This is a genomic window from Streptomyces sp. NBC_01549, from assembly GCF_026339955.1.
Classification (GTDB): Bacteria; Actinomycetota; Actinomycetes; order Streptomycetales; family Streptomycetaceae; genus Streptomyces.
In genome coordinates this window covers 810,921-836,748 of record NZ_JAPEPW010000004.1, presented here as the reverse complement: position 1 = coordinate 836,748, position 25,828 = coordinate 810,921, and the positions used below count along the sequence as shown (strand labels likewise).

28 protein-coding genes and 6 pseudogenes are annotated in these 25,828 nt (G+C 69.0%); 9 read left to right on the top strand and 25 right to left on the bottom strand.

The features are described 5' to 3' along the window. Window positions 1-113 precede the first annotated feature (113 nt). The 5 genes from OG819_RS54795 to OG819_RS54775 all read right to left on the bottom strand — a co-directional run bounded on the left by OG819_RS54795 (window position 114) and on the right by OG819_RS54775 (window position 4,886). Entirely contained in the window at window positions 114-269 is a 156-nt protein-coding gene (locus OG819_RS54795; RefSeq protein WP_266657408.1) for a hypothetical protein, read from the bottom strand. A 354-nt stretch (window positions 270-623) separates the two neighbouring features. Further along, window positions 624-1,529 carry a class I SAM-dependent methyltransferase gene (locus OG819_RS54790; RefSeq protein WP_266657406.1) on the bottom strand — a complete coding sequence of 302 codons (906 nt, stop codon included), beginning with the start codon at window positions 1,527-1,529 and terminating at the stop codon, window positions 624-626. An 80-nt stretch (window positions 1,530-1,609) separates the two neighbouring features. Then, window positions 1,610-2,716 (bottom strand): NAD(P)-dependent alcohol dehydrogenase, encoded by a 1,107-nt coding sequence (locus OG819_RS54785; RefSeq protein ID WP_266657404.1) that lies wholly within the window; start codon window positions 2,714-2,716, stop codon window positions 1,610-1,612. Window positions 2,717-2,718: 2 nt separating this feature from the next. Continuing rightward, window positions 2,719-4,122 carry an aldehyde dehydrogenase family protein gene (locus tag OG819_RS54780; protein ID WP_266657402.1) on the bottom strand — a complete coding sequence of 468 codons (1,404 nt, stop codon included), beginning with the start codon at window positions 4,120-4,122 and terminating at the stop codon, window positions 2,719-2,721. 8 nt (window positions 4,123-4,130) lie between these two features. After that, window positions 4,131-4,886 carry a (5-formylfuran-3-yl)methyl phosphate synthase gene (locus tag OG819_RS54775; RefSeq protein ID WP_266436127.1) on the bottom strand — a complete coding sequence of 252 codons (756 nt, stop codon included), beginning with the start codon at window positions 4,884-4,886 and terminating at the stop codon, window positions 4,131-4,133. 417 nt (window positions 4,887-5,303) lie between these two features. Between OG819_RS54775 and OG819_RS54770 the strand changes: the two genes are divergently transcribed. Beyond that, window positions 5,304-5,498, top strand: a complete 195-nt coding sequence (locus OG819_RS54770) for a hypothetical protein (RefSeq protein ID WP_266657400.1) — start codon at window positions 5,304-5,306, stop codon at window positions 5,496-5,498. Between the two features lie 145 nt (window positions 5,499-5,643). On the opposite strand, the pseudogene OG819_RS54765 reads toward OG819_RS54770, so the two are convergent. The 4 genes and pseudogenes from OG819_RS54765 to OG819_RS54750 form a co-directional block, all read right to left on the bottom strand. Further along, window positions 5,644-5,799: pseudogene (locus tag OG819_RS54765) on the bottom strand (IS5/IS1182 family transposase); the annotation flags it as partial. 136 nt (window positions 5,800-5,935) lie between these two features. Next, on the bottom strand, window positions 5,936-6,211 hold the full coding sequence (locus OG819_RS54760) for a hypothetical protein (protein ID WP_266657398.1): 276 nt from the start codon (window positions 6,209-6,211) through the stop codon (window positions 5,936-5,938). Window positions 6,212-6,305: 94 nt separating this feature from the next. Then, a complete protein-coding gene (locus OG819_RS54755) occupies window positions 6,306-6,722 on the bottom strand; it encodes a hypothetical protein (protein ID WP_266635500.1) in 417 nt (138 codons plus the stop codon). After that, on the bottom strand, window positions 6,719-7,039 hold the full coding sequence (locus OG819_RS54750; protein ID WP_266635502.1) for a hypothetical protein: 321 nt from the start codon (window positions 7,037-7,039) through the stop codon (window positions 6,719-6,721). Before OG819_RS54750 ends, OG819_RS54755 begins: the two co-directional genes overlap by 4 nt. A 366-nt stretch (window positions 7,040-7,405) precedes the next feature. Here OG819_RS54750 and uppS point away from each other — a divergent pair, with 366 nt between their 5' ends. The 3 genes from uppS (at window position 7,406) to OG819_RS54735 (ending at window position 10,049) form a co-directional block, all read left to right on the top strand. Beyond that, window positions 7,406-8,104: a polyprenyl diphosphate synthase gene (gene uppS / locus OG819_RS54745; protein ID WP_266637274.1), complete on the top strand. Its 699-nt coding sequence runs from the start codon at window positions 7,406-7,408 to the stop codon at window positions 8,102-8,104. After that, a complete protein-coding gene (locus tag OG819_RS54740) occupies window positions 8,101-9,564 on the top strand; it encodes an oxygenase MpaB family protein (protein ID WP_266635504.1) in 1,464 nt (487 codons plus the stop codon). Before uppS ends, OG819_RS54740 begins: the two co-directional genes overlap by 4 nt. A 359-nt stretch (window positions 9,565-9,923) precedes the next feature. After that, window positions 9,924-10,049 (top strand): hypothetical protein, encoded by a 126-nt coding sequence (locus OG819_RS54735; RefSeq protein WP_266635506.1) that lies wholly within the window; start codon window positions 9,924-9,926, stop codon window positions 10,047-10,049. A 95-nt stretch (window positions 10,050-10,144) separates the two neighbouring features. Here the strand turns inward: OG819_RS54735 and OG819_RS54730 are convergent. The 6 genes and pseudogenes from OG819_RS54730 to OG819_RS54705 form a co-directional block, all read right to left on the bottom strand. Next, window positions 10,145-10,729 (bottom strand): annotated as a pseudogene (locus OG819_RS54730) (hypothetical protein); the annotation flags it as partial. Between the two features lie 571 nt (window positions 10,730-11,300). Next, window positions 11,301-11,567, bottom strand: a complete 267-nt coding sequence (locus OG819_RS54725; RefSeq protein WP_266657394.1) for a hypothetical protein — start codon at window positions 11,565-11,567, stop codon at window positions 11,301-11,303. 247 nt (window positions 11,568-11,814) lie between these two features. Beyond that, complete coding sequence (locus tag OG819_RS54720) at window positions 11,815-12,474, bottom strand: NAD(P)-binding domain-containing protein (protein WP_266657474.1); 660 nt, start codon at window positions 12,472-12,474, stop codon at window positions 11,815-11,817. A gap of 78 nt (window positions 12,475-12,552) precedes the next feature. Then, the gene (locus OG819_RS54715; protein ID WP_266657392.1) at window positions 12,553-13,491 is read right to left on the bottom strand and encodes an SDR family oxidoreductase; all 939 of its coding nucleotides are present in this window, start codon (window positions 13,489-13,491) and stop codon (window positions 12,553-12,555) included. A 92-nt stretch (window positions 13,492-13,583) separates the two neighbouring features. After that, window positions 13,584-14,216 (bottom strand): NAD(P)-binding domain-containing protein, encoded by a 633-nt coding sequence (locus OG819_RS54710; protein ID WP_266657390.1) that lies wholly within the window; start codon window positions 14,214-14,216, stop codon window positions 13,584-13,586. A gap of 238 nt (window positions 14,217-14,454) precedes the next feature. Beyond that, complete coding sequence (locus OG819_RS54705) at window positions 14,455-15,282, bottom strand: transposase family protein (RefSeq protein ID WP_266656598.1); 828 nt, start codon at window positions 15,280-15,282, stop codon at window positions 14,455-14,457. Window positions 15,283-15,497: 215 nt separating this feature from the next. Here OG819_RS54705 and OG819_RS54700 point away from each other — a divergent pair, with 215 nt between their 5' ends. The 3 genes and pseudogenes from OG819_RS54700 (at window position 15,498) to OG819_RS54690 (ending at window position 18,360) form a co-directional block, all read left to right on the top strand. Then, window positions 15,498-16,409 (top strand): LysR family transcriptional regulator, encoded by a 912-nt coding sequence (locus tag OG819_RS54700; protein ID WP_266657388.1) that lies wholly within the window; start codon window positions 15,498-15,500, stop codon window positions 16,407-16,409. A 197-nt stretch (window positions 16,410-16,606) separates the two neighbouring features. Beyond that, a pseudogene (locus OG819_RS54695) lies at window positions 16,607-17,260 on the top strand (IS6 family transposase); the annotation flags it as partial. A gap of 158 nt (window positions 17,261-17,418) precedes the next feature. After that, the gene (locus tag OG819_RS54690) at window positions 17,419-18,360 is read left to right on the top strand and encodes an NADP-dependent oxidoreductase (protein WP_266635545.1); all 942 of its coding nucleotides are present in this window, start codon (window positions 17,419-17,421) and stop codon (window positions 18,358-18,360) included. A 20-nt stretch (window positions 18,361-18,380) separates the two neighbouring features. On the opposite strand, the pseudogene OG819_RS54685 reads toward OG819_RS54690, so the two are convergent. The 7 genes and pseudogenes from OG819_RS54685 to OG819_RS54655 form a co-directional block, all read right to left on the bottom strand. Next, window positions 18,381-18,797: pseudogene (locus OG819_RS54685) on the bottom strand (transposase); the annotation flags it as partial. A 41-nt stretch (window positions 18,798-18,838) separates the two neighbouring features. Beyond that, window positions 18,839-20,080: a PP2C family protein-serine/threonine phosphatase gene (locus OG819_RS54680; protein ID WP_266657386.1), complete on the bottom strand. Its 1,242-nt coding sequence runs from the start codon at window positions 20,078-20,080 to the stop codon at window positions 18,839-18,841. An 11-nt stretch (window positions 20,081-20,091) separates the two neighbouring features. Further along, on the bottom strand, window positions 20,092-20,289 hold the full coding sequence (locus OG819_RS54675) for a hypothetical protein (protein WP_266657384.1): 198 nt from the start codon (window positions 20,287-20,289) through the stop codon (window positions 20,092-20,094). Window positions 20,290-20,638: 349 nt separating this feature from the next. Continuing rightward, complete coding sequence (locus OG819_RS54670; RefSeq protein WP_266657472.1) at window positions 20,639-21,067, bottom strand: transposase; 429 nt, start codon at window positions 21,065-21,067, stop codon at window positions 20,639-20,641. A gap of 57 nt (window positions 21,068-21,124) precedes the next feature. Next, window positions 21,125-21,277, bottom strand: a pseudogene (locus tag OG819_RS54665) (transposase family protein); the annotation flags it as partial. 116 nt (window positions 21,278-21,393) lie between these two features. Next, window positions 21,394-21,792, bottom strand: a complete 399-nt coding sequence (locus OG819_RS54660; protein ID WP_266657382.1) for a hypothetical protein — start codon at window positions 21,790-21,792, stop codon at window positions 21,394-21,396. Next, the gene (locus OG819_RS54655; protein WP_266635550.1) at window positions 21,792-22,067 is read right to left on the bottom strand and encodes a hypothetical protein; all 276 of its coding nucleotides are present in this window, start codon (window positions 22,065-22,067) and stop codon (window positions 21,792-21,794) included. The genes OG819_RS54660 and OG819_RS54655 overlap by 1 nt, the downstream gene beginning before the upstream one ends. Window positions 22,068-22,468: 401 nt before the next feature. On the opposite strand from OG819_RS54655, the pseudogene OG819_RS54650 reads away from it, so the two are divergent. Next, a pseudogene (locus tag OG819_RS54650) lies at window positions 22,469-22,714 on the top strand (integrase core domain-containing protein); the annotation flags it as partial. Here the strand turns inward: OG819_RS54650 and OG819_RS58990 are convergent. After that, the gene (locus tag OG819_RS58990; RefSeq protein WP_323139488.1) at window positions 22,599-22,979 is read right to left on the bottom strand and encodes a class II fructose-bisphosphate aldolase; all 381 of its coding nucleotides are present in this window, start codon (window positions 22,977-22,979) and stop codon (window positions 22,599-22,601) included. The pseudogene OG819_RS54650 and the gene OG819_RS58990 overlap by 116 nt on opposite strands. A 194-nt stretch (window positions 22,980-23,173) precedes the next feature. On the opposite strand from OG819_RS58990, the gene OG819_RS54640 reads away from it, so the two are divergent. Further along, window positions 23,174-23,962 carry a DeoR/GlpR family DNA-binding transcription regulator gene (locus tag OG819_RS54640; RefSeq protein ID WP_266635552.1) on the top strand — a complete coding sequence of 263 codons (789 nt, stop codon included), beginning with the start codon at window positions 23,174-23,176 and terminating at the stop codon, window positions 23,960-23,962. A gap of 51 nt (window positions 23,963-24,013) precedes the next feature. Here OG819_RS54640 and OG819_RS54635 read toward each other — a convergent pair whose 3' ends face one another. After that, window positions 24,014-24,841 (bottom strand): carbohydrate ABC transporter permease, encoded by an 828-nt coding sequence (locus OG819_RS54635; RefSeq protein WP_079174515.1) that lies wholly within the window; start codon window positions 24,839-24,841, stop codon window positions 24,014-24,016. Between the two features lie 44 nt (window positions 24,842-24,885). After that, window positions 24,886-25,821 (bottom strand): carbohydrate ABC transporter permease, encoded by a 936-nt coding sequence (locus OG819_RS54630; RefSeq protein WP_266635557.1) that lies wholly within the window; start codon window positions 25,819-25,821, stop codon window positions 24,886-24,888. Window positions 25,822-25,828: the final 7 nt, after the last annotated feature.

The window sequence follows — 25,828 nt, the reverse complement described above, 5'->3', positions numbered from 1 at the left end:
CCGCACACTCCACAAGGCGGTAATCCTGGCCGAAGACACGCCCGGTGCTCGTCGAAGCTCCTCACTCCGTTGAGCACCGGACCGGCTGAGGCGGCGAGCGGCCACAGCCGATTTCAGAGAGCCTCATCAGGGTCGGGAGCCCCGCACGTTGCGGCGTGCCGGATCAGCTCGGTGATGCGCCAGTCCGCGCGGAAGCTGTCGCCGTGCACCTGCTCGACCTCGGCGTACAGGTCGGCCAGCTGCGGCCGACGGTCAACCGAGAGCAGCACGTCGTGGTGGGAGGCGAAGACACACAGTGAGCAGGAGCACCGGGAGGTCCCGGACTATAGTCGCCGGCGCCGGGCACGGAGTCGTACGTCCAGCTGTACGGCACCGGCGCGCACGCACCTAACGCGCCGGTGTGATGCGCCCTTACGTCAATGGTGCGCGCGCCTTCATGCGCAAAGAAGTCGATCAACGCCGAAGAGAGGCCGCGGCATCCCCATCTTCGGGAAATGCTCACGGATCAAGGAGCCATCATGGCAACCGTTCTCGGCCGTCTTACGCTCACTGGCGTCGTGGCAGGTCCGGGCGGTGTGCTGGATACCGGCCCTGTGCGGACGTCGCCGTGAGCGCTGCGGACGTCATAACTGGGGCTTGTGCGCGAACACCCACCGGTTCCCCTCCAGCGCGTCGTTCGGCTCGGGGAGGGGGCCGCGTCCGTGCTGGTGGGTGAAGTCGAAGGGGGTGTGTACCGAGGTGGACCAGCCCTTGGCCGCCAGGTCGCCCGCGGAGTCGGGTCGTGGTCCCTTGTCGAAGAGGTGGAGCAGGTCGATGCCGATCTGTTCTCGCGTCGCCGTGTAGATCGCGCTGTCGCGGTACTCCAGCAGGTTCTTCTCCAGCTTGACCTCGAAGGCCAGCGCGCTGCCTTCGGTGGTCAGCCGGTCCACCGTGTCGATGAGGTACGTCTCGGCGGGGCTCGGCAGGTAGAAGAGCAGTCCCTCTGCCAGCCAGACGCTCGGTGTGGCCGGGTCGAAGCCGGCGGTGGTCAGCGCGGTGACCCAGTCGGCGCGCAGGTCGACTGGTACGGGGACGCGCTTCACCTTCGGGGTGGCCGACAGGTCCGTGAGCACCTGGTGCTTGAACGCCAGCACGCCCGCCCTGTCGATCTCGAAGACCACGCAGTCGGACGCCCAGTCCAGCCGGAAGGCGCGGGTATCCAGCCCCGCGCCCAGCAGGATCACTTGACGGGCACTCGTACGGACCGACCGGAGGAGGAAGTTGTCGAGGACCCTGGTCCGCAGGCCGAAGTAGCGGGCGAACCGCCCCCACAGCGGGTTGCCGTCCCCGTCCGGGACCTGCTGGATGCGCACCGGCCAGTCCGCGCACGCCGGGGCGGCGCGCACGAAGTGCTCCGCGTAGACGTCCTTTGCCAGGCTGTCGTGGCGGTGGGTCTCGATCGCCCGTGCCGCGGCGACCAGGAGGGCGGTCAGACCCACGCCTCCGTCCACGCCTTCCACGTCCGTGTGCTGCGGCGCCGTGCCGACCATGTTTCCTCCGTTGGCGGGAGTGGGGACTGCGAGGTGCCTGATTGTCGGATGCGGTGGGTCTGCGGTGCCGCATGCCTGGCTCATCGGCTTCTTCCCTCCGGGAGCAGGACGGGTTTGACCACGCGGCCCGCGTCGCAGTCGCGTTCGGCCTCATTGATGTCGGCCAGCGGGTAGGTGCGGATCAGCTGGTCGAAGGGGAAGCGTCCGGCCTGCCACAGCCCGGTCAGCCGGGGTATCAGCAGTCCAGGTACGGCGTCCCCTTCGCAGATGTGGCGGATGCTGCGGCCTCGGTCCAGCGTGCCCGGTTCGAGCGGCAGCGCGGTGTGGAGCCGTGCCACCAGGCCGAGGCTGCCGGTGGGGCGCAGTGCCCGGAGCGCGTCGTTGATGAGCGGGGACGAGGCCGTGGTGTCCAGCGCGTACTGCGCGCCGCCGTCGGTCAGCCGCCGGATCTGCTCGGGCAGTCCGGCCGTTCCGGCGGACAGCGGGATCGCGCCGAACCGCTCGGCCAGGGCCAGCCGTTGGGGATGCCGGTCGACGGCCACAGTCAGTGCGCCGGCGGCGGTGGCCGCCATCACCGCGGCCAGGCCTACCGCTCCCGCGCCGAAGACCGCGAGGGTGTCGCCGGGGCCGGCGCCGAAGGAGTTGAAGACCGCTCCGGCGCCTGTGAGGAAGCCGCAGCCGAGCGGTCCGAGCAGTTCGACGGGCAGTGCGGGGTCTACCCGGACGGCGTTGCGGGCCGGGACGAGCGCGTACTCGGCGAACGAGGACTGGCCGAACCACCGGGGGGTCAGCGCTCCCCCGGTCGCGTCGGTGAGCCGCGGCGCGTCCTCCTTGCGTCCTCCGAAGAGGTTGAGGGAGGCGAAGGATTCGCAGTAGGCAGGGGCCGCGCCGCGGCAGTTCCGGCAGTGTCCGCAGGAGTCGAAGCTCAGCACGACGTGGTCGCCGACGCCGATCGCGGTGTCTGGGCCGCCGCCCGTCCACACCACGACCCCGGCCCCCTCGTGGCCGAGCACCGCCGGCAGCTGGCTGCAGCTGGCCGATCGCCGGACCGCGAGATCGGTCCGGCACATCCCGCAGCCCGCGATCTCGACCAGGATCTCGCCGACGGCGGGTTCCGTGCGCAGAGTCACCTCCTCGAGCGCGAACGGGTCCTCGTACGAGCGAAGTACGGCCGCCTGAAACCTCATCGTCATTCCTCCTGCGGGCGGTGGACGACGAACGGCCGGAGGTTGCCGTACAGCCCCCACGGTCCGCCCGCGACGCCGACACCGCTGTTCTTGACGCCTGCGAAGGGCTGGGCGAGGGACAGTTCGGCATGGTGGTTGATCCAGGCCGTGCCGCATTCGAGGCGGTCGGCCACCACCTCGGCCTGGTCGAGATCAGTGCCCCATACGGAGCCGCCCAGTCCGAAGCCGGTGCCGTTGGCCGCGTCGACGGCTTCGTCGAGGCTCCGGTACGGCAGCACCGGAAGGACCGGTCCGAACTGTTCCTCGGTCACCACCGGGCTGCCAGGCGGGACATCGGTGAGGATCGTGGGAGCGAAGAAGTAGCCCGGCCCGTCCAGCCGGTGGCCGCCGGCCGCCGCCCGGGCGCCGTCCGCCAGGGCCTGCTTCGCGACCTGTTCGATCCGGGCCAGCTGGGGGGCGTTGTTGACCGGGCCCAGCCGGGTGTCCGGGTCGAGGCCGGCCCCGACAGCGACGGTCTTCGCGCGCTGGGCGAGGGCTTCGACGACCTCGGCGTGGAGCCGGACCGGGGCGTAGACGCGTTTGACCGCCATGCAGACCTGCCCGCAGTTGCGGAACGCGGCCCAGAACAGCCGGTCCGCGATCCGGTCCACCTCGACGTCGTGCAGCAGGACGGCGGCGTCGTTGCCGCCCAGTTCCAGGGTGACCTGGGCGAGCGAGGCCGCCGCAGCTTCGGCGACGGCCCGCCCGGTGGGCACCGAGCCGGTGAAGGTGACGTGGCGGATGCCCGGGTGGGAGGCGAGGCGGGCGCCGAGGGGTTCGCGGCCGGTGACGACGGTCAGTACGTCCTCGGGCAGGGCGGTGGCGAGAACGGAGCCAAGCAGTCGGGTGGCGAGGGGGGTGAACGGGGACGGTTTGAGGACCATGGTGTTGCCCGCCGCGAGCGCGGGCGCGAACTTCGCCGCCGCGAGCTGGAGGGGAAAGTTCCACGGCACGATCGCGGCGACGGGTCCGAGGGGCCGCCAGCGGATCTCGCTGTGCACGGGCCGGCCATCGGTGATCCGCCGGGTTCTGGGGGCCAGGTCTGCGAAGTAGCGCAGGCGGGCCGCCGTACGGGCGATCTCCGCGTACGACTCGGCCACGGGCTTGCCCTGTTCCCGGGTGAGCAACCGGGCGAGGTCGTCGCCGGCCCTCTCCACGGCGTCGGCCGCCACGCGCAACGCGGTGGTGCGGGCGGCGGGGTCGGCGCGCCAGCCGTGCCAGGCCCGGTGGGCCCGGTCGACCACGGCGTCCAACTCGTCCGGCTGCTGGTCGGGGGCCTCGTCGAAGATCTCCCCGGTGGCCGGGTCGACGACAGCGAAACGCGCGGCCCGGCGTCCGGGGACGCGGTCGGGCTCAGAGGTAGGCATGCCAGTGGTCAGTTCACGGCGGGGACGCCGGCCGCGTGCTCCCGGGCCTGCCAGTCCATCTCCGCCCGGAAGGCAGCCACCAGATGCGGCTGAATCCTTCCGGCATTGCGGTCGCCGCCCTCGCAGACCGCTCCGCGCACGCCCACGATGTCCGTGCCGATGCGGGTCAGCAGACCGACGTCGGTCTGTTTGACACTGCCCGCGAGGGCGGCGAGCAGACCGGACGCGTGGGCCAGCCGGACGAACTCGGCACAGACGTCCGGCGGAACGTGGTCGAACAGCCGCGTCCCGTCCTTGATGGCGGTGTCCAGCATGGCCGCGTCGGCGCCGGAGCGGGCGGCGATGTCGGGCACGGCGAGCGGGTTGACGCAGCCGATCCGGTGGGCGTCGGCGTAGCCCGAGGCGACGACGAGTGCTTCGGGGCGGTGGTCCTTCACCGCCCGGACGACCGCGCGCATGACCTCGATGCCCTGATCGGGCGTCGTGCATCCGTAGAGGCCGACCTTGATGTACGTGGCGCCGGAGACGACCGCGCCGAGCGCGGCCTGAGCCACCGTGCCGGGCTTGTACGGGACGTCTCCCACAGTGGCGGACACCGGCTTGTCCGCCGGGACCGCGTCGCGGATCTCCCTGATGACCCAGGGGAAGTTGGCGCCGAGCGAGCCCTCGTCGGGCTTCTTGACGTCGACGATGTCGAGGTGCTCCGCCGCCTTCGCACAGTCGAGGGCCTCCTCGACGCTGTCCGGGGAGATGAGAAGCAACACCATGGGCTCCTTCCGCCGCATGTCCGCCTGGCCAAGGGACAGGGGTGCGGATCACCTGGTTCATGTGCGGTGTGGCTCATCATTTCCGCCGCCCGTGGGCACCGGTAGAGCGTGCGGAGTTCCCATGGACGCTCGTGGCCACGCATAGTGCGCCGCGCGCACCGGCGTGAACCGGCCTTACTGATCATTCCGACATGAGTTCGGCTCAGGCCCTTGGCAGTTGAGGGCGGCACTACGGAGTTGCGCGCACACTCGGGTCCCACCCGACCGACCTGCCGCCACCGCTGGACTCCCTCGTGCTGGAGCTCGTCCAGCATAGGCACGGCTACTCCACCCTCGGACGCAGTGACGATCAGCCCCGGCTCTTCCCGGGCACGGCCGATCAGCCGCCGACAAGTCATGCGCATGCTCACCGTCATGGGTATCAAGGCACGGCCCGCCCGCAACACCACACTCATGGAACTCTCCTCAGAACTCCCCGCTGTCGTCCTCAGTAGCCTCCTGGGACTTCACATCAGCCGCGCTGAAAAGTGGACCAAGGAGACCGGCTCCACAAGGGTTGACTACGCCGCCGAACTCTCCCGCCGACAGGCATTCCGCCCGTCGACGTAGCCGGGCACCAATCACTGACAGAGATTCCTGGACCGGCGACTCGGCCCCAGACGTGGTGCAGGCGGAGATCCGTACATCCATCACGGCCAAAAGCCGCCAATTGCCCCTCGGGACACCGTTGGGACGCGTTGTGCTCCTCCTTTCAGGCCGGAAGTTCGCTCTGGCCGCGTTCTCGCCGGTGCGGGATGACCAGGCCAGTGTCCTGATAGCCGCCGTCCGCGATGACCGTGGCACTGCCGACGGCGGTCTTCGCACCGGACAACTCCCACGCCTTGCAGTCATTGCAGTTGCCGAGCACGGGGATTCGTCGTGGCCGCGGCCCCCGCTCGAGCGGGGGTAAGCCGTGGCGGCCCAGGACCCGCCGCCCGTGCGCGCAATTTGCCAGCAGGCGGCAGCCCACGTCACCACGAGGCCCCGGCCAGGCTGGACGTCCGTGTTCAGATCGGCAGGGCAACACCCAGCGCGATGATGCCGCACAACACGGTGAGAGCAACAGCAAAAGCCCCGCCGGCGCGCATCAGCGCGCCGGGAAGCGAGGATCCGTCCCAGTGTGCCAGGAATCCGGCGGTGATGTCGGTGATGAGCACCAGGAGCTTCGCCTCTTCCCTGACTCGACCCCCACGCCAACTCAAGCTGCTGCCAGCCAGGTTGGCAAGCACCATGGTGCGGTCCAGGTCGACTCCGTGAGCGGCCGGGTCCTCCAGCATCTTCACCAGGTACGCGGTCGAGTCGACCCCCAATCCTCTGTCACCTCTTCGGGGCTGTTGTATCCACGTCTCGGCTCCTCCGGCGCGGAGCGCCGGAGACTCAGGTCCGGGGCGATGCGGTGGTGTCGGTAGGGAGTCGCCGGACGTTGGGAGGGAGTGTCTGGGCTCTGCCGAGGTGGGCGAGTTCGGTCGTGAGAGCGTGGATGACTTGGGCATAGATCTCGTTTCGTTCGGTGAGTTCGGTGTTGTGTTGGCGTAGTCGTTTGTGTGCGGCTTCGAGGTCGTCGACTTTGGCCTGGAGGGTTTGGAAAGCGGCGGGAATTCCGTTCACGGATTCCCGGGCTTCTTCAAATTCCTTGCGGAGGTCGGGGTGTTTGTGGGTGAGGACCCATCGCTTGACTCCGGCCTCGGCGGCGAGCTGGATGACGGTGAGGGCTCCGGCGGAGCGGGTCGGAGTGTCGGCCACGAGGCGTTGCAGCTCGATGCCCTCGCCACCGAGGCGGGGTACGGCGTTCATGCGACCGCACTCCTTTGGTCGGCCTTCGGGTATGGGTAGGAGGTGGCGGTGAGCCGGCGGCCGGTACGCGGCCCGATGTAGGCGGCGTAGCGATGGTGGCCGCCGTGGCGTACGCCCTGCGCGCCGACGTCGTGCAGGGCCTCGGCCAGCCACGTCCGGCCCGGCTCGCCCGCGTCACGCGGGCGAGCGCCGAGGGCGACCAGGCGCCGCTCGACCCCGCCGCGGCCGCGCTCGCCGTTGCGGACCTTGGACATCGCGCGGTCGGAAGCGCGCGAGTTCGCGGATTCTTGGATGCGGTCACGCTCCAACCCGCGCATCGATTGGAGCTTTGAAAGGACCTGTGCGCGAGTTCACCGCTCTAGCACTCGGACGGATTCGATCGTACGAGTCAAGGGTGACGGCTCTTCGTTCGGCCGGTCAGGGCCCTTTCGCGCTGTCAGACTCCCGGGAGGGAACGCGCCGGTGGGGCGTGGGCGAGGCGGGAGCGGCGGGGCAGGGTGGGCGTGACCGAGCGCGGTTCGGCCGGTCGTGCCGCTCCGGACGGGGCGGCGCCGGGCGTGACGGACTACGGCGTGCCGCGCGCACGCGCGGTGACGGAGGACCGGTCGGGCGGGCGACAGCGCGGTGGCGGACCCGGCGGGCAGCGGCGGAACGAGGGGGCGGCGCGTGCGGGGCCGCGGCACGTGGCCTGCGTGATGGACGGCAACGGCCGTTGGGCGCAGCGGCGTTCGCTTCCCCGTACGGCGGGTCACCGGGCCGCGGAGACCGCCGTCATCGACGTCATCGAGGCGGCCCGGGCCGCCGGCGTGGAGTGGCTCAGCCTGTACGCCTTCTCCACCGAGAACTGGAACCGCCCTGGCACCGAGGTCGAATTCCTGATGCGTCTGGTGCGCCGGGTTGTGCGCAAGCATGCGCCGCTGCTGCTCGCGCGCGGCATCCGCTGCCGTTTCCTCGGGGTCACCGACCCGCGCATCCCCCGTGAACTGGCCCAGGACTTCGACGACTTGGCGGCACTGACCGCCGACAACCGGGGGATGACGCTGACCGTCGCCTTCGACCACGGCGGGCGCCGAGACATCGTCGAGGCCGCAAGGTCGCTGATCAGCAGCGGGACGCCCGCCGACGAGGTGACCGAGCAGCTCTTCGCGGACCACCTGCCGTTCCCTGACACCCCCGATGTGGATCTGGTCATCCGCACCTCCGGTGAGCAGCGCATCTCCAACTTCATGCTCTGGCAGGTCGCCTACGCCGAGTGGGTCTTCCCCGAGGCGCTCTGGCCGGACTTCCGGGCCCCCGACTTCCTCGCCTGCCTGCACACCTACCGGCACCGAGACCGCCGCTTCGGCGGCGTGCCCGCCCGGACGAACGGAGACCCATCATGACCACCGAAACCACGGGAACGGCCGACGAGGCCTCCCTGTTCGGCCCGAAATCGCAGTTCAGCGCCTTCTTCGACGACCCGCGCTGGGCCCTGGCCATGATCCGCGCCACCGTACTGGAGGCCGCTCACCCGCAGATCGGCGCCGCCCTCGTCGACAACTCCACCTTCGTCGCCCACCCCTGGCGCCGACTGCGCAACACCTTCCTCAGCATGCGGCGCATGTTCGGCACCGACCCAGCGGTACGCGAACGGGAGGCCGCCCGACTCAACCGGCTGCACGCCCGCATGAGCGGCTCCGACTCCCGCGGCCGCGCCTACGACGCGATGGACCGCGCGACCCGCGCCTGGGTGGTCGCCACCCTCTTCGAGAGCGCCGTCACCATGTGCCGGCTGAGCGGCCAGCCGCTCGACCAGGACACGATGGAGCGGATGTACGCCGAGTACCGCGTTTTCCTCGCCGCGCTCGACGGCGACGCCGCAGAACTCCCCGAGGACCTGAACGACTTCTGGCGATACTTCGACCGGGTCGTCGAAAACGAGCTGGAGAACACCGAGGCGGCCCGCGTCATCCTCTACCGGCTCTTCGACCACCTGCCCGCCCCTGCGCTGCTCGACAGCGCGCCGACACTGTGGGCGGCCGGCCGCGCTGTCGCCGGTCCGCTCCTCGGCGCGATCACCGTCGCCTCGCTCCCCGAGCCCTACCGGCGCCGGGCCGGCCTGCCCGAGATGCCCGGCGCCCCAACCCTCATGCAAGGCGCCTACCTCGCCGCCGGGCTCGCCCGATTCCTGCCTGAGGGCTGGATCAACGCCGAAAGCATCATCGAAGCCCTCTCACTCTCACCCGACAGCGACGACCCTCGCGCCCGCACCGTAACCGTCCTGCGCGCCCGCATGAAGCGGGCATCGGCCCTGCTCCGCCTCCTCACACCACTGAGCGGCGACACCAACCCCGACCCGGCCCCTTCGGCGGGCACAGAAGAGAACCGACGCTCGGCGGAGGAGTTCTTCCGCCGAGTGCTGGACCAGACCGGCGACGGCCACCTCGGCTGGCCTGACCTCGCCGCCATGGCACGCGAACTCTCCACCCGCCTCGACCTGGACGAACCCGAGGAGACCCGGCTCTACGACGCCTTCGCCGCCTGGTGGCGCGAGCTCCAGGCCGCCCTCGACACGGACGGCGACGGCCGCGTCAGCGCCGAGGAGTACGCCAGCGCCGTCCCCTCCCTCGCCGGACCCGCGCTCATCCGCGTTGCCGAGGTCCTCTTCGGCGCCACCGACAAGGACGGCAACGGGAGCATCGACGCGGACGAATACCGAACCCTCTTCCGCACCGCCTTCCACCGCGACCTCACCACCACCGACGGCGCCTACGGCCGGAGCGCCTTCGTGGGCGACTTCCTCTCCTTCATGGCGGGCCGCCGCACGGGCACCCCGTACGACCCCCTCCTCGCCGACGCCTAACGAGCTCGTGCATGGGTTGGCGGCCACGGCTGCACGCTCATGCAGTATCCGGACGCATCGCTGGCACGGCAGGCTGCTCGAGCAGGTCAGAGGTACACGACCTTCATCCTCGGCAGGAACTACGACGCCGAGCTCATCCTGGAAATCACGGACAAGCAAGACCCGACGACGAAGGCCGGCTACAGGGACTTCGTGAGCGACAACCTCAATAACACGCTGGTGAGGGCACCCGGTACAACCGGGTCGCGCTCATCCGTCCGGTCACCGGCAACGACGGCAAGCTCAAGTGGGTCCTCCTGTGCTGGGAGAACAGCGAAAGCAGGGACGACGACATTCCCACCGTTGAATGGGCACCGGAGGTGTCGCCGATCGCCAAGCAGCTCGGTGGCATCGACAAGGTGATCACCCACTACTCGTTCGAGTTCGGCGACGACGCAGAACGCGGCTACGACAAGCGCGTTGCACCCGAACTGGCTGACCTGTAACCGGTACAGCGCATGCTGTCCCTCTGTCCGCAGCAGACGGAGGGATGGCGGCGGGATGCCTTCGCCGTCGGCGACTCCGTCGGCCGGGCAAACGGCTACCGGGGCAGTTTCGCGGTGCGCTCGGGGTGGGATGTGCCGACGTAGCGCATGGCGGTCTGTTCCGTGATGCCGAGCAGCCGCATCAGCTTCAGTGGGTCGGCGCTCGCGAGTGCTTCGTTGAGGATCCGGTCCTGGCGCAGGCCGTCCAGGGTCAGCCCCTTGGGGATGGCTGCGCGGAGTGTGCCGATGCTGACGGTCGGATGGTCGGGGTCCAGCGCGGTCTTCTGACTGACCAGCAGATGGGGGTTGGTGGAGGCGGGCCAGCGGTGGTGGCGGTAGGCCAGCCACTCGGCAGCGAGTCGGTGCGTGAACTCCTCCAGGTAGAGGGTGTGCCGCAGCAGGCCGCGGCGGATTTCGAGTGTGCCGCGAGCGAGGTCGACGTCGGCCGTCAGGACCTTGATGATGTCGCTGCCGGGCACGGCGTGCACGGCGGCCAGGGCGACGGTCAGCCGCCCGAGCGGCGTCGTGGCGTGGTCGAGTAGGCCGGCCAGCAGGTCGCTGGGCACGGACTTCGGAATTCCCTTCAGGTCGCCGACGGGCAGGTGCCGGGCGGGATCGCGGAAGATGATCCGCTGCCTCTTCCGCCGGTTCCAGCAAGTCGGCCCGCAGCAGGACCATCTATGGAGGACCGAGCCGTCGGGCAGCATGGTCAGGCGCCGCGGGCGCGTCTTGCCCAGGTAGTCCATCCCTTTGGCCTGGTAGATCGTCCCGTAGTGGCCGGGGAAGATCGTCTCGGGCCCGTGGGCGGTGAGACGTGTCCTGGGCTCGGGATCGCTGTGCGCGACGACCCCGCGGACGCCTCGGGCGGCCGCCAGGCGGAAGGCGCGCGCCTGTGCCCACGTCTCCGCGTTGGCCGGTACGTCGTCGAGCAGCACCAGCCGGTTCAGTTCCAGCGACTCCTCGTAGGGACGCTTCTGCGTACCGGAATAGCTCGTCGCAGCAGTTCACGGCATGCTTCACCTGCGGGTGGAAGGGCTGACTCACTGGCACGTTGGCATGAGTCAGCGGTCCATGGTTGACCGCGTCGGCCACTCGCCGCTCGGGCAGGCCGTTCTACGCGGAAAGTTGACGAGCACTCGGGCCAGTTCGTGTGCTACGACCTCGGCCGGTGACGGCCTCGAACTCCTGAAGCCACGGCCAGGGGCAAAGCAGCTATCCGTAATCAGAAGCTTCCAGTGCCCTCTCATCGTGGTCGCGGAGCATCCGCATGACGGTGGCCGCTGACGGGTGCTGGCCTTTCTTCTTCCCCGTGGAGTTGAAGAGCCGCTCGGCGATCTCCCGCAGGCTCAGTTCCTGGTCGCAGAGGTGGAGCGCGGCGGCGAGCATGGCGTCATCCGTGACGGGGCCCCGCCGATCGACTGCTGCCACCCCGATCGTCTCGTCTGAGCTGTCCGGCAGAGCGCTGAGGCTGTTCAGCACTACGGCAGCGTGCGGGGCCAAACCACCAGTTGAGGAGGTCAACACGAATCTGCGCGGGCAGTTGGACTCCCGGGGAGCAGTCCGCGACCTGGCCCAGCGACGTCGAACCTGACTCCCCGCGACGAGACGCAGGGGCAAACCTTCGCTGGATTCGACGCCTTTGCGTGCGAAATAAGCCCCCGCCCGGTATCCCCCGGGCGGGGGCATGGCACGGCCGGACCCCATCACGGTCCGCGATAATCGACGGTTACCGCGTTGCGGTGGCCAGTGCCGCGTGGATGGCGTCCTCGCCGACCGGCTGGCCCTTCTCGTTCGAGTACGGCCCGTACGGTGTTCCCCACACCGGCGTGCCCGTCGCCTGCCGCCAACTGTCGGCCAGCGTTCCCGCGTCTACCACGCTGTAGCCGATGGAGTCGATGAATTCGGTCACCGCCGCCTTCGCCGATGCGGAGTCTCCGGCGATCGGCAGGTAGGAACGGTCGGCCGCCCCTGCCGGGCGGGCGAGTGACAGCAGATGCCTGAAGAAGATGTTGTTGAACGCCTTTACGAGCAGGGCGTCGGGGACGTACCGCAGGAGCAGCTCGCTTGAGGTGAGGGATTTGCTGTCGAGCTCGGGGATGTGCCCGTCACGCTCGGGGCCGTAGTTACAGGTGTCGATGACCGTCTTCCCGGCCAGTGGCGCGGCGGGCACGTGGGGGAAGGCGCTGACCGGCACCGTGACCACGACAATGTCACCGGCCGCCGCGGCCTCTTCGCTCGTCGCCGCGGACGCCCGCGGCCCCAGTTCCTCGGCCGTGTCCACGAGCGTTTCGGGACCGCGCGAGTTGCTGAGCACCACCTGGTGCCCGGCCCCGACGGCGAGTCGCGCGATGGTCCTGCCGATGCTTCCGCTTCCGATGAATCCCACAGTCGTCATAATCTCAACGTCCTTCAGAAGAGCCGAACTTGCCGGTTGCCGGGTTCGTTTCGATCCCGGTTCCCGCCGTCAGCCGGCGGGGAAATAGTGGCCGTTGTCCATATCGGCGAGCAGGCCTGGCTGGGCGGGTTCCCAGCCGAGGGTCCGGCGGGTGATGAGGTTGGACGCCGGGTAGCTCTGCGTGACGATATTCGTGAGGAACCCGAAGTACCCCGGCGTCATCAGGGCATCGTTGGGAACGCTCACGGCGGGCAGGCCCAGGCGGCTGGCGATGGCCTCGGCGATGTCGCGGAACGGGATGCCCCCGTCCTCGACCGCGTGCCAGTATTTGCCGGCCGGCCCCTTCTCCAGCGCCAGGCGGAACAAGGTGGCGGCATCGCGGATGTGCACGGCGTTCCACAGGTTCGCGCCGTCCCCGGGGTAGCCGACGAACCCCTTTTCCTTCGCGAGCGCGATCAGCGTGGGGAGGAAGCCGGCACGATCGGTCGTGCTGTGCGCGATGTTGGCGATCCGCACGACCGAAGACCGCACCCCCTGCTCGGCGAGGTCGACTACTGCCCTTTCCACGACGTTGCGGATTCGCAGGGTGCCTTTGTGCTCCTCGCCGGCGGGGAGGGCCGGGTCCTCCTCGGTGGCCGGCCGGCCCAGGTGCTGCCCGGGTGAGCCAATGCTCCCCGCCGTGACCAGCGGCTTTCCGGTTCCCGCCAGTGCCTCGCCGTACGCGAGCATGATCGGGAGCTCTGCAGCGGCCACGGCGTCCATCCCACCGGAGGGCAGCAGATCCTGCCTGTGGGCCACGTGGATGACGCCATCGGAACCCGAGGCTGCCTCCTTGAGCCCGTCGAGATCCTGGACGTCGCCGCGACGCACCTTCGCGCCGAGCGCGGACAGGGCCGCCGCGGCCGCGTCCGACCGGGCCAGGCCGGTGACCTCGTGCCCGGCGGCGATGAGCTCGGGGATGATGTACGAACCGGAATGGCCGGTCCCCCCAGCGACGAATACGCGCATCTGATTGTCCTTGTGAGGGTAGGTGCAGGATCTTTTCGTGCCGCAAGTGAACTGGCGTAACGCGGCACGAAAGGTAGGGGTAAGGGGTGTGATCAGCCGAGAAGGGTGATGCCGAGGGAGAAATTGGTGTGCTTGACGGAGTGGTTCATGAGGCCCAGCTCCAGCAGGCCGACGTTCTCCAGTGCCCGCGCCATGAACAGTTCCCCGGTGTCCCAGGGGCGCAGCCCCAGGCTCTCGACGAACGCCGACACGCGTGCCTTCGCCTGCGCGTCGTCGCCGGCGATGAACACGTCCAGAGGGCGATCCTCGGCCGGGCCGGCCGCCAGAACGTGGGAAAACACAGTGTTGAACGCCTTGACGACATGCGCGTCATCTGGAGCCGCCTTGGCGATCTCCTGTGCGCCGGAACTGTCGTCGGGGACGACGAAGCCCTGCAAGTCGGGGGCTACGGGGTTGGTGATGTCAACGATGATCTTGCCTCGCAGTGCGTCCCCGTACTCGCTCGCCACCGCCGCCGCGCCGGCGTACGGCACGGCGAGGACAACGATGTCCCCGGCCGGGGCGGTGCCGGCCGTCCCGACAGTGGCGCCACCGAGCGCAGCGGCCAATTCCTTGGCCTTGGCCGGGTCACGGCCGATGATCTCGACTGCGTTGCCGCCGGCGAGCGCCCGGGCGGCCAGGGCGCGGGCCGCGTTCCCCAGGCCGATAATGCTGATGCTGCTCATGGAGTTCCTGCTTTCTGGAGCTGGATAGGACGCCATGCCCGCCCCGTCGTTGTTAACGGTTGTGTCGTCGACGCCGTCGAATAACGCGATGGGGCGTTCAAATCCTGATGCGCTAATTCTGGGCCTGGTCCCTCCGATGTCGAATTCTTGTGCCGAATTCGCTCGGACCATTAGGTACCTATTCAGGTTGCCATTGAACTCTTCTCGGTAACGCCTCGTGACGTTTTGTGATCTTCGTTCAGGCGGTGCGGCCGTGCTCGAGCTGGAGCAAGACGAGGGCGGCTCGGGCGATGCGGGTGATGGCCGCAGGGTCGAGGCTGACCCTGCGCAGGGCCTTGAAAGTGACCTTCAGCAGGGCGTTGGCACGTTCGGCGACAGCGTGGACGCCTCGGATTACGGCGTTGAACGCCTGGTCGGGTTCGGCGAGTTCACCGCCCTTGGGCTTCTTGACCGGGTGGCGGAAGCCGGGCCCGGCGTTCTCGTAGCCGAGGTCGGTCAGGGTGGGGACGCCCAGAGTGGCGGCGAGCCGGTTCAGGGTGTCGACCAGTCCGTGGGCCCGTGCGCAGGTGGTGTCGTGCTCGCGGCCCGGGCGGACCGGGGAGACCCAGATGGGCCAGCCGTCCGGGGCGGCGATGACCTGCACGTTTCCTCCGTGGTGCTTGTGCTTGCCCGACCACCACAGGTCCGCGCCGTTGGGGCCGGCGGCGGCCACTCGGTCGGTGCGTATGACCGTGCCGTCCAGGTTGAGGTGGGTGTACCCGGCTGCCGCCGCCCTCTCCAGCGCGGTGGACAGATCGGGAGCGTGGTCGGCGAGCACCGTCAGCCCTTCGTGCAGGTAGCGGTAGGCGGTCGGTACCGAGATGCCGTTGTCCCGGGCGAGTTGGACCAGCCGGGTACCGTCGACGAACCAGCGCAGCACGAGCACCGCCTGCCGGAAGACGCCCAGCGCGCGAGTGCCCTTGCGGGTCCCGAGCTGTTCGCGGTGCCCGCGCAGCAGCTTCGCGAGATGCTCGGCGGTCGCCCTGCGGACATCGAGCACGGCGGTGTAGGTGATACTGGACGCCACGTGGAGCCTCTGGTTGTGCGGAACGTGATCTTCGCAGACCCGTTCCCACCAGGGGCTTCACTCATGTCTGACGCCGAGTCACCATCCCGCGCCGTCCGGCAGCGTCACACACCGCAACCGTCACGTTGCTGAGAAGACTTCATTGGCCTGAGTGGGCGTCCAAGACTTCTTTCAGCCGTGGTGATACCCTGGAGGCATCACCAGCTGGGGGCGCCATGGATCTGGACCTGCGCAAACTGCGTTACTTCGTCGCTGTGGCCGACCAGTTGCACTTCGGCCGCGCCGCCGATGAGCTGCACATCGCGCAGCCGGTGCTCAGTCGGCAGATCCGTGCGCTCGAGCAGGATCTCGGCGCCTCGCTGTTCACCAGGGATCGCCACGGCGTGGAGCTGACAGATGCAGGCCGGCAACTGCTGGCCGACGCCGGTCCGCTGCTCGCCTCAACCCACGCGGTCCGCCGCCGGGTGTCCGCGGCCGCCGGCGGCAAGCGGCGGCTGATGGTCGGTTTCCGGGCCGGCGTTGCCGTCACCCCGGCGGCCCGTGCGTTCGAGGACCGGCACCCGGACGTGGTCGTGGACGTGCAGCGGATCGAAGGGGACGACCAGGCTGCGATGCTGCTCGACGGCCGTATCGACGTCGGCTACGTGCGGCTGCCCATCGACGAGGCCGGCCTGCGCGTCACCCCGCTGTACACCGAGCCGCGGGTAGCGGTACTGCCCGCCGGACACCGGTTTGCCGGCAAGAAGGAGGTCACCGAGGCCGACCTGGCCGGCGAACCGCTGGTCTGGCACGGTGACCCGAGCACACAGCCCACCAAGCGCCCGCTCCCCAATGCCGGGTACCCGGTGCGCGGGGTGGACGAGACGCTCGAGCATGTCGCGGCCGGCCGGGGCATCTCCTTCCTGGCCCGTTCGGCGTCCGTGTTCTACTCGCATCCGGACGTCGTCTATGTGCCCATCCCGGATCTGGCGCCCGACCAGGTGTGCCTCGCGGTGGCGGCATCTCACACCTCGCCGGTAGTAGATGACTTCGTCACTGCGGCCCAGTCGACGGCCGAGATCACGGCAGAATGTGGGAACTACGAGATGTGGCAGCTTGGAGGCGATGCCGTCACAAGGCACGCTTGAGCAGTTCGACTGACCCCCGTTCATCATGCGCTGAAGAGTGAGATGGCCTGACGGAGTGGTGCTGTTGCGGCTGACCTCTGAGCCGGTTCCGTTCTTCGGCCAGCAGTTGTCTGAGGGGGCCCGGAAGCACCTGAGACGGCGCTGTCACGTTGGCTGACCGGGTGGGATGATCTTCTGGTTGGTCATGTTGGAGGGGGTTGTCTGTGGGGTGTGCGTCGCCGTCGTACAGGGGGCACCGGTACCCGGTCGAGGTGATCTCGCACTGTGTGTGGCTGTACTTCCGCTTTCCGCTCAGCTTCCGCGAGGTCGAGGAGCTGATGCTCCAGCGCGGCGTCATCGTCTCCTACGAAACGATCCGCCGCTGGTGCGCCACGTTCGGCCAGGCCTACGTGAACGGACTGCGCCGCCGCCGTCCCCGGCCCGGGGATAAATGGCATCTGGACGAGGTGTTCGTCAGGATCAACGGGGAGCTGAAGTACCTGTGGCGGGCCGTCGACCAGGACGGAATGGTGCTGGACATCCTCGTGCAGAATCGGCGGGACAAGGCCGCGGCCCGGCGCTTCTTCCGCCGTCTGATGAAGAGGACGCGTGCGGTGCCGCGGGTGGTCGTCACGGACAAGCTGCGTTCCTACGGCGCGGCCCACCGTGAGGTCATGCCCTCCGTCGAGCACCGCTCGCACAAGGGACTGAACAACCGGGCCGAGAACAGCCACCAGCCCACCAGGCAGCGTGAACGCGCGATGAAGGGCTTCCGCAGTACCGGTGGAGCCCAGCGGTTCCTGTCCGCGTTCAGCGGCATCTCACCCCACTTCCGACCCCACCGCCACCTGATGACAGCCTTCGACCACCGAGCCGAGATGACCATCCGCTCGCCATCTGGGACCAGATCACCGGCACTGCCAGCCTGCCCGCCACGGCCTGAACACAGGCCCGGACCGCAGACCCACCACACCCCGACGCACCATCAGACAGTCACGCACCCAACAACGTGACAACGCCGTGCATGACAATGCGCGCGATCACCCAGAAGTCCTTCGGCGGCCCCGAAGTGCTGGAGCTCGTCGACGACGCGCCCAAGCCGGCACCTGGACCGACGCAGGTGCTGGTCCGGGTCAGGGCGACGAGCGTCAACCCCGTGGAACTGTTCGTCCGCTCCGGCACCTTCCCGTTGCTGGGCGAGCCGCCTTTCGTCCTGGGATGGGACGTCTGCGGGGTGGTAGAGCAGGTCGATCCGGGTGTGCACCGGTTCCAGGTCGGCGACGAGGTCTACGGGATGCCGTACTTCCCGGCCGCGGCCGGTGCGAACGCCGAGTATCTGGTCGCCCCCGCACGGCAGTTGGCTCGCAAGCCGGCAGGGATCAGCCATGAGGAGGCTGCGGCGCTGCCGCTGGTCGGCCTGACCGCCTGGCATGCGCTGGTGGAGATCGCGCAGCTGCGGCCGGGGCAACGGGTACTGATCCACGGTGCGGGCGGCGGGCTCGGACACGTCGCGGTGCAGCTGGCCAAGCACCTCGGCGCAGAGGTGATCGGCACGGCGAGCGCGTCCAAGCACGACTTCCTGCGCGGGTTGGGTGCGGACCAGCTGGTCGACTACCGGACCCTGGACTACACCGAGGTGCTCCGGGAGGCGCCGGTGGACGTGGTGCTGGAGACTCTGGGCGGTGGGAACGCCGAGCGTTCCTTCGGCGTGCTGCGGCAGGGCGGCGTGCTGGTGACGGCGGTGGAGCGGCTCAGCACCACCCTGCCCAAGCTCGCGGAGCAGTCCGGCGTGCGCTTCGCGGCGGTCGGCGTGGAACCGGACCCGGCCGGCCTGGAGGCACTGACCGAGCTGGTTGAGGCGGGGAGGCTTCGGGTGCACTTGCAGCAGGTGTTCCCGCTGGAGAGGTTGCCCGAGGCGCACGAGGTGCTGGCTGCCGGCGGTGTGCAGGGCAAGCTTGCGATCACGGTCTGAATGAATCGCGTGAGGTCTGATCAGGCAGCAGCGTCCTCCCGCCGCTCGGCCAGGACGCCGTTGTCGAAGCGGGCGCCAGCGCGGACCAGGGCGACGAGGTGGGCGCCGGTGATCGCGCGCCAGCGGGCCTGGGCGGTCTCGACGAGCTTGAACACCATCGCGAGAGCTGCGGCCGGGCTGCCGGCACCGCGGGTGACCTTGGTGCGGAGCTTGACCGTGGAGAACGTCGACTCGATCGGGTTCGTGGTCCGCAGGTTGATCCAGTGCTCGGCCGGGAAGTCGAAGAAGGCCGGCAGCTCCTTCCGGTCGTCGGTGATCTTCGCGACGGCTTTGGGGAACTTCGCGCCGTAGGTCTTCTTGAACGCCTCGATCGCCTTGTCGGCGTGAGCGCGGTCCTCGGCGTTGTAGATCTCCTGCATCGCCTTCGTCGCGCCGGGCCCCGTGTCGTGGGCTCCGCAATCGCGGTGCGGCTTTCGACTCAGCCCAGTGCGGCGAGGTGATCGGCGGCGCCCCCGCGCCACTCCATCAGGAAGAGGGTCGCGTCGTCGGTGGTCGTGCCGCCCCGTTCCTCCATCAGGGCGTGGGAGAGGGCGCGCACCACCGCACGCACTCGATTCTCTGTGTGCTCGATGCGGTTGATCCAGTGGACGAGTTGTTCCTCGCCGAACTGCTCTTCGCCGGCTTCGTGCTCCTCGATGAGGCCGTCGGTGAAGCACAGCACCCGGTCGCCGCATTGGAGGGTCTGCTCGCTGATCCGGGGCTGTTCACCGCCGAAGCCGACCGGCAGGGTGGTCGGGCTCTCCAGTTGCTGGACGACCTCGTGGTTACGGATCAGCAGCGGTGCGGGATGGCCCGCGTTGACCCATTGCAGATGGCCCGTTGCGATATCCAGGCGCATCATCTGCGCGGTGACGAAGTGCTCGGGCCCGAACTGCCCGGCGATGGCCTGGTCCATGAACGCGTAGATCTCAGCCAGTCCGATGTCGGCGCGTCTAGCGTGCCGGTAGGCGCCGATAGCGACGGTCGCCATGGTGGCGGCGTCCAGGCCGTGGCCCATCGCGTCGATCACTGCCAGATGCAGGATGTCGTCATTGAGGGCGTAGTCGAAGCTGTCGCCGGCGACCTTGTAGGCGGGCTCGAGGATTCCGGCCACCTCGACCTGCGGGACGGACATGGCCAGCGGGGGCAGCAGGGACCACTGGATCTCCGCGGCCACGCTCATCGGCTCGCGGCGCCGGGCCTGGAAGAACCGGTCGGTGTAACTGTTCTTGGTGACCAGCGTGTCGGCGACCAGGCCGGCGAGCCTGCGCAGCAGTCGCCGGTCGTCATCATCGACGGTGTCCAGGGTGAGGGCCATCACTCCCACCTGGTCGCTGCCGTCCAGCAACGGCAGGTACATCCGGACACCGTCGGCCTGTGGCACCTCCATAGACGTCGCGGACAGGAAGGCCGTGCCGGCGTGGGAGTCACCGATCGGCTCGGGCTCGCCGACGGTCAGCCGCCTACCCGGCAGCGGCACCAGCACCCGCTGGCCGTAGTCCTGCAGGAGGATCGAGACGTCGCGGCCGCCGACCCTGGCCACCTCTTCCGCGACCAGCGGGGCGATCAGCTGCGGCGGCATCTCGTGCGCCCGGTCCAGCAGCACCCCCAGCAGCCGCTCACCGAACCCTTCAGACCGGTCCACCATGGCCTTGTCAGGCCACCGCTCGCTGTCCGCCATGGCCACCTCCTTCACTCCACCAGAGCCGATTTCGCCTGCTGGATGGACGTTCCGAGGGGCCGCTCACGGGGCGGCACGGTGTTCGGCCTCGGGGGCTTGGAGCTGGCCCGGCTCACCTTGCACCGCAGAGCCGACGCCCGCCCCGACACGCTCGGGTCCACCCGGCGGTCACGGCAGATCCACTCGAAGACCCACTCATCGGTGCACACGGGCTCCTGACACGACCGTGATCAACCCGCACAGAGTGACGTGGCCGACCAGCCTGAAGAGCCCATTACGCCAAAAGCGGCATGTCGCACCAGGTCGGGACGGGCGGCTCTCAACTGTGCAACAACCCATGGGTTCGTCCTGGCTTCCCTCTCCCGTTGCCGCAGGTCGGCCTTACAGGCGGGGACAAATGGTCCGTACGGATAATGATGGCCCTTCGGGATTTCTGAGGAAGCATCATGATCTGCACGTGAACGCGCGGGCCGAGGGCGGCGAACTGCCTGATCAGACCGCGCGCCGAGGAACTGAGGGCCGCGGCGAACTCGGGGGATATTGCACAAAATGGGGTCTTCAAAGTTGAGCGGTGCGGAGGTATCCGCGGGCTCGGCGGGTGGTCACGCAGCGTGTCCGTAGTCGTTGATCGTCGGCGTTGCGGAAGCCGAACGCGTTGCGGGCGACGAGCTTGATCACTCGGTTGATGCCCTCGCTCTTGGCGTTGCTGTACCCGGTGTCGATGAACGCTTCGATCTCCGGCCACCATCGGTCGACGGTGGCGGCGAGTTGTCGCACCTCGGGGAGGTCGGAATCCGCGCACCAGGCGAGGAGCTTCCAGCGTGCGTGGCCGATCTGGTGCCGGTCGGCACCGGTGCGGGCCAGGGCGAGGAGGTTACGCAGGTTCTCCTTGGCGATCCATGCCGTCAGGAGGGTTTGACTCCGGACTCGGCTACAAGACTCCCGCAGAAGTCCACGCCGAGTACGAGGAGTTGCAGGCAGCGGCATAGGCAGAACCCTCAACACCGCTGTCCGAGAAGCGCAGGGCCCCTCAACGACGGCTGCCGTGCAGGCGTGGGCGGTGCCCACCGAGAAACCGAAGCCGACGGCGAGCTGGGCGAGTGTGTCGTGCCGGCGCAGGTACACCAGGCCGACGAGCGCACGCTGGTGCGGCGGGAGTTTGCATCGTCGGTCACCCTCGCGGGTGACGATGAGCATGGCGACCCTTAAAGAGCGCCCGAGCCCCCGCGCATCCCACACACCGCCTCCCGCCAGCGCGGATGAGGTTTTCGGCAGGCGCAAGGGCAACTTCAATCCCTCCGTCGGGAAGGCGGCTACTGTCCGGGGTGGACGGCCTGGACTCCGGTGCCCGCGTACGCCTTCGGCGTCAGGGTGAGCAGGAAGCGCCCGGTGGGAAAGGCGGCGGATGGTCTGGCGGCGTGGATGGCGTGTACGGCGGCCCAGGAGTGCCCGAAGCGCAGCAGTTCGGTGGCGGTGACCGCGGCGTCGGTGTCGAACGCCTCGATCCGGATGAAGCGCAGCCCCTTGATATAGCTCAGCAGCCCGGGCCGCTCGGCGTCGCCGGCTGTCAGCGACAGCACCGGCGCATACAACGTTCCCAGCCCCCCGGACGCCTGCACGTAGAACGCCGCGACCGCCTCGTTGAACGGATCCTTCGGGTCGTACAACGCCGCAGCGGCCGTGTGGTCCAGGACAACCGCGATTGCCCCCACTACGCGGCCGCCTGCGAACCATGCTGCGCCGCGCCCAGGCGCTCCAGTAGGGCCCTGGCCTTCGCCTCGGCCTCCGGGCTGGGCACGCTGCCCAGAGCAGAGGCAAGCTCTGCTCGGGCCAGCTCGGCCCGCTCGGCGTACTCGGCCTGAGTCGGGGTGCCCTGTGCGAGCTCCTCGACCAGGCTGCGGATGGTCTTTCCATGCTCGGCCGCCAGCACGGCCAGCCGGTCACGCGCAGCCGCGCTCACCTTGATGCTCGTCTCATCTGTTGCCATATCTCGACTCTACCGCAGTCCTCTACTCTCAGTAGAGGACTGCGTCCGACGTGTCCGGATAACGTGCGCGCTGCTTGTTCATGCGCGGACGACTGATCTCGCGGACGAGTTGTACGCCGACGGGCTGATTGACCCGGGGCAAGTACGTTTGCATCTCTGAGTGCCCTCGGTGCGGGGCCGGGGGAGAGACGGTTTCTCGGGGGGAAACATGTCCAGAGCCACCAGCGCTGTGTGCGCGGCGGGCGGGGCCGTGCTGGTCACGCTGCTTTCCTTCGTGACGGTGCCGGGGGCGATGGCCGCTGAGCCGGCTGGGGGCGCTCAACGCGTCAGCGTTGCCGCCGATCGCGCACAGACCGACGGCGTACACGTCTCGGGAACTTCGTTCCAAGCTCAGTTCGTTGGGCCTGAGAGCGTCGGTCGGTCGCACCGGTGCCTGCTGGGACAATGCGATGGCTGAATCATTTTTCGGTGCCCTCAAAAACGAACTCGTGCACCGAACTACGTTCCCAACACGCGCACACGCCCACCGGGCTATCGTCCGCTACATCGAGATGTTCTACAATCGAAAGCGCCTCCACTCCGGACTCGGCTACAAGACTCCCGCAGAAGTCCACGCCGAGGACGAGGAGTTGCAGGAAGCGGCATAGGCAGAACCCTCAACACCGCTGTCCGAGAAGCGCAGGGCCCCTCAAGGTGCAGCGCCACAGATACCGTGGCCGCCTCGGCGAGCGCGGCGGTGGCGCGGGCGATCGGGGCGAGCCGGCTGCCGTGGAACCGCACGGCGTTCTCGCTGATCTGGCAGATGACCGGGCAGCCCGCGGCTTCCGTCCCGGCGACCACGGCCTCGGCGTGCCCCAGGCTGATCACGTTGAACGCGCCGACGCCCCGTCTGTCGCGCCACGCGGAGCTCACCACGTCGACGGTGGGAGTCAGCGGCACCGACGACCTCCGATCGCGGCGTGCGAGGATCGCGACAGCGGCAACAACGACGTGCGGAACGTGCAGGGTTTTGCTCGTTTGGCGACCATAAAACACCCAATCAAGCGCTGTGGTTTCATGGTGGTGCGCACATCGTGGCGCACACCACCGACAGGGAGTTGTGAGACATGGCGGCACCGCAGGTCCGGTGGAGCGCGCTGCTGGAGATGCTGACGCGCGACGGGCGGATCGAAGTCGAGTCGGCCGCCGCGGAGTTGGGGGTCTCCGCCGCGACGATCAGGCGCGACCTCGACGAGCTGGCCCGCCAGCAGATGGTCACCCGCACGCACGGCGGAGCCGTGATCAACGCGATCGCCTACGACCTGCCCCTGCGCTACAAGGCCGCGCGCAACGCTCCGGAGAAGGAGCGGATCGCGCACGCGGCCGCCGGGCTGGTGAAGGCCGGCGCCGTGGTGGGGCTGAACGGCGGCACCACCACCACCGAGGTGGCGCGGGCCCTGGCCACCCGTGCCGACCTGAGTTCCGGCGGCGCGGAGACGGCGGTCACCGTGGTGACCAACGCCCTGAACATCGCCAACGAACTGGTCGTACGGCGCCACGTCAAGCTCGTGGTGACCGGCGGGGTGGCCCGGCCGGCGTCCTACGAGCTGATCGGGCCGCTGGCCACCGAACTGCTCGCGGAGATCGCCCTGGACCAGGTCTTCATCGGGGTGGACGCCATCGATGTGGCCCACGGGGCGACCGCCCACCACGAGGGCGAGGCCAGCATCAACCGGGCGCTGGCCCGCCGCGCGCAGCAGGTAGTCGCGGTCGCCGACTCCTCCAAGCTGGACCGGCGGGCCTTCGCCCGCATCTGCCCGCTGGAGGACATCGACGTCCTGGTGACCGACAAGGCCGCCTCGGACGAGCTGACCGAGTCGTTCGCGGCGGCCGGTGTGGAGGTCATCCGCGCCTGACACCCCCCCACCCCACCCCTGCCCGCCCCGGGCGCGACGCGCGTCCCCGCCTCATCCCCGGACGCCGCCCGCCGTCAGGCCGGCGACGAGGTAGCGCTCCACGAAGACGAACAGCACCACCACGGGCACGATCGCGACGAGCGACGTGGCGAACAGGTACTGCCACTGCTCGTGGTACGAGGTGACGAAGCCGGGAATCGCCCTGGTCAGGGTCATCCGGTTGCTGGAGGAGGTGATGGTGAGCGCCACCACGTACTCGTTCCACGCGCCGATGAAGGTGTAGACGAGCGCGGTCACCACCCCGGGCATCGCAAGCGGCAGGACGACACGGGTGAGGGCGCCGAACCGCCCGGTGCCGTCGAGCCAGGCAGCCTCCTCCAGTTCCCGCGGAATGCTCGCGAAGTACGCGTTGAGGATCCACACGCAGAACGGCAGGTTGAACGCCGCGTTCACCAGGATGAGGCCCTCGGCGGTGTCGGTCAGGTCGAGGCTGACCATCTCCCGGTAGATGCCGACCAGGAGCGCGGTCGGCGCGAACATCTGGGTGACGAGGACTAGCAGCAGGAAGGCGCCGCGCCCGCGGAAGCGGTGCCGGGCGGTGTAGTACGCGGCGGGCAGCCCGACGGCCAGGGCGAGCAGCGTCGCGGCCCCGGCGACGTACAGCGAGAACACCAGCGCGTCCGCGACGCGCGGGTCGGTGAGCGACCAGATGTGCGTGAAGTTCGACCACTGCCATCGGGAGGGCAGGTAGGACGGCGGGGACTTCATCAGTTCGGGCGTCGGTTTGAGCGCCGTCAGCAGCATTTCCGCGTAGGGCGCGAGAAACGCCAGCGCCACCAGCCATCCGACGGCGGTGAGCAGGACGGTGCGCAGCTTCATCGGCCTTGGCCGCCTTCTGCGCGGCGCGGCTTTGTGAGGGCTGTTCACTCGGTGGCCTCCTGTCCACGGACGACGCGCAGATAGACCAGCACCACAGCCAGGACCAGCCCGAAATTGACGACGGCCATGGCGGCCGACTCCCCCACCGACTGGTTGTCGAAGGCCAGTTTGTACAGGTAGGTGGTGGTCGTGTCGGTGGCGAAGCCGGGGCCGCCGCGCGTCATGGCCCAGATGATGGGGAACGAGTTGAACACGTTGATGACGTTGATGATCGCGGCGACCACCAGCGAGGGCCGCAGCAGCGGCAGGGTGATGCCCAGGTAGCCGCGGACCGGACCGGCGCCGTCCACCCGCGCCGCCTCGTACACCTCGGCGGGGATGCTCTGCAGACCGGCCAGCAGGACGAACGAGGTGAACGGCAGCGAGACGAACACCGCCACGCCCATCATGGCGGCCAGGGCAGGTCCCGGTTCGGCCAGCCAGTTGACCGGCGCGTCCAGCACGCCGAGGTCCATGAGCAGCCGGTTGAAGACGCCGTAGAAGTTGTTGAGCATCCAGCGCCAGATCAGCGCCGTCATCAGCACGGACGAGGCCCACGGCACGATCAGCGCCCACCGCACCAGCCGGCGCCCGGGGAACCGGGAGTTCAGCAGCTGGGCCAGGCCGAGAGAGACCAGGATCGTGACGGTGACGACCCCGACGACCCACACGAGGGTGCGCAGCAGAACTCCGGGCAGGTCGCCCTCGGCGAACAGGTCGGTGTAGTTGCGGACTCCTGCGAACCCCTGGGACTGTCCGGTGGAGCTCACCCGCGTCAGGGACGTACGGATCATCTCGACGACCGGCCAGACGACCATGGTCAGGATGAGGAGGGTCGCGGGACCGAGCCACAGCAGCGGCTCCAGCGCGCGCCATGTTCTGCGACCGCGGCGCGGCGAGGGCGGCGCCGGGGCCGGGTGTTCGGTCCCGGCGGCGCTCACGGTGACA

Bases quoted from the DNA above. Each gene is read 5' to 3' on its own strand.
- OG819_RS54680 (WP_266657386.1), bottom strand. From the start codon at position 20,080: ATGGCGGACAGCGAGCGGTGGCCTGACAAGGCCATGGTGGACCGGTCT.
- OG819_RS54715 (WP_266657392.1), bottom strand. From the start codon at position 13,491: ATGCGCGTATTCGTCGCTGGGGGGACCGGCCATTCCGGTTCGTACATC.
- OG819_RS54740 (WP_266635504.1), top strand. From the start codon at position 8,101: ATGACCACCGAAACCACGGGAACGGCCGACGAGGCCTCCCTGTTCGGC.
- OG819_RS54780 (WP_266657402.1), bottom strand. From the start codon at position 4,122: ATGCCTACCTCTGAGCCCGACCGCGTCCCCGGACGCCGGGCCGCGCGT.
- OG819_RS54750 (WP_266635502.1), bottom strand. From the start codon at position 7,039: ATGCGCGGGTTGGAGCGTGACCGCATCCAAGAATCCGCGAACTCGCGC.
- OG819_RS54790 (WP_266657406.1), bottom strand. From the start codon at position 1,529: ATGGTCGGCACGGCGCCGCAGCACACGGACGTGGAAGGCGTGGACGGA.
- OG819_RS54640 (WP_266635552.1), top strand. From the start codon at position 23,174: ATGGCGGCACCGCAGGTCCGGTGGAGCGCGCTGCTGGAGATGCTGACG.
- OG819_RS54635 (WP_079174515.1), bottom strand. From the start codon at position 24,841: ATGAAGCTGCGCACCGTCCTGCTCACCGCCGTCGGATGGCTGGTGGCG.
- OG819_RS54785 (WP_266657404.1), bottom strand. From the start codon at position 2,716: ATGAGGTTTCAGGCGGCCGTACTTCGCTCGTACGAGGACCCGTTCGCG.
- OG819_RS54655 (WP_266635550.1), bottom strand. From the start codon at position 22,067: ATGGCAACAGATGAGACGAGCATCAAGGTGAGCGCGGCTGCGCGTGAC.
- OG819_RS54770 (WP_266657400.1), top strand. From the start codon at position 5,304: ATGGGTATCAAGGCACGGCCCGCCCGCAACACCACACTCATGGAACTC.
- OG819_RS54670 (WP_266657472.1), bottom strand. From the start codon at position 21,067: ATGCCGCTGCCTGCAACTCCTCGTACTCGGCGTGGACTTCTGCGGGAG.
- OG819_RS54710 (WP_266657390.1), bottom strand. From the start codon at position 14,216: ATGAGCAGCATCAGCATTATCGGCCTGGGGAACGCGGCCCGCGCCCTG.
- OG819_RS54700 (WP_266657388.1), top strand. From the start codon at position 15,498: ATGGATCTGGACCTGCGCAAACTGCGTTACTTCGTCGCTGTGGCCGAC.
- OG819_RS54755 (WP_266635500.1), bottom strand. From the start codon at position 6,722: ATGAACGCCGTACCCCGCCTCGGTGGCGAGGGCATCGAGCTGCAACGC.
- OG819_RS54690 (WP_266635545.1), top strand. From the start codon at position 17,419: ATGCGCGCGATCACCCAGAAGTCCTTCGGCGGCCCCGAAGTGCTGGAG.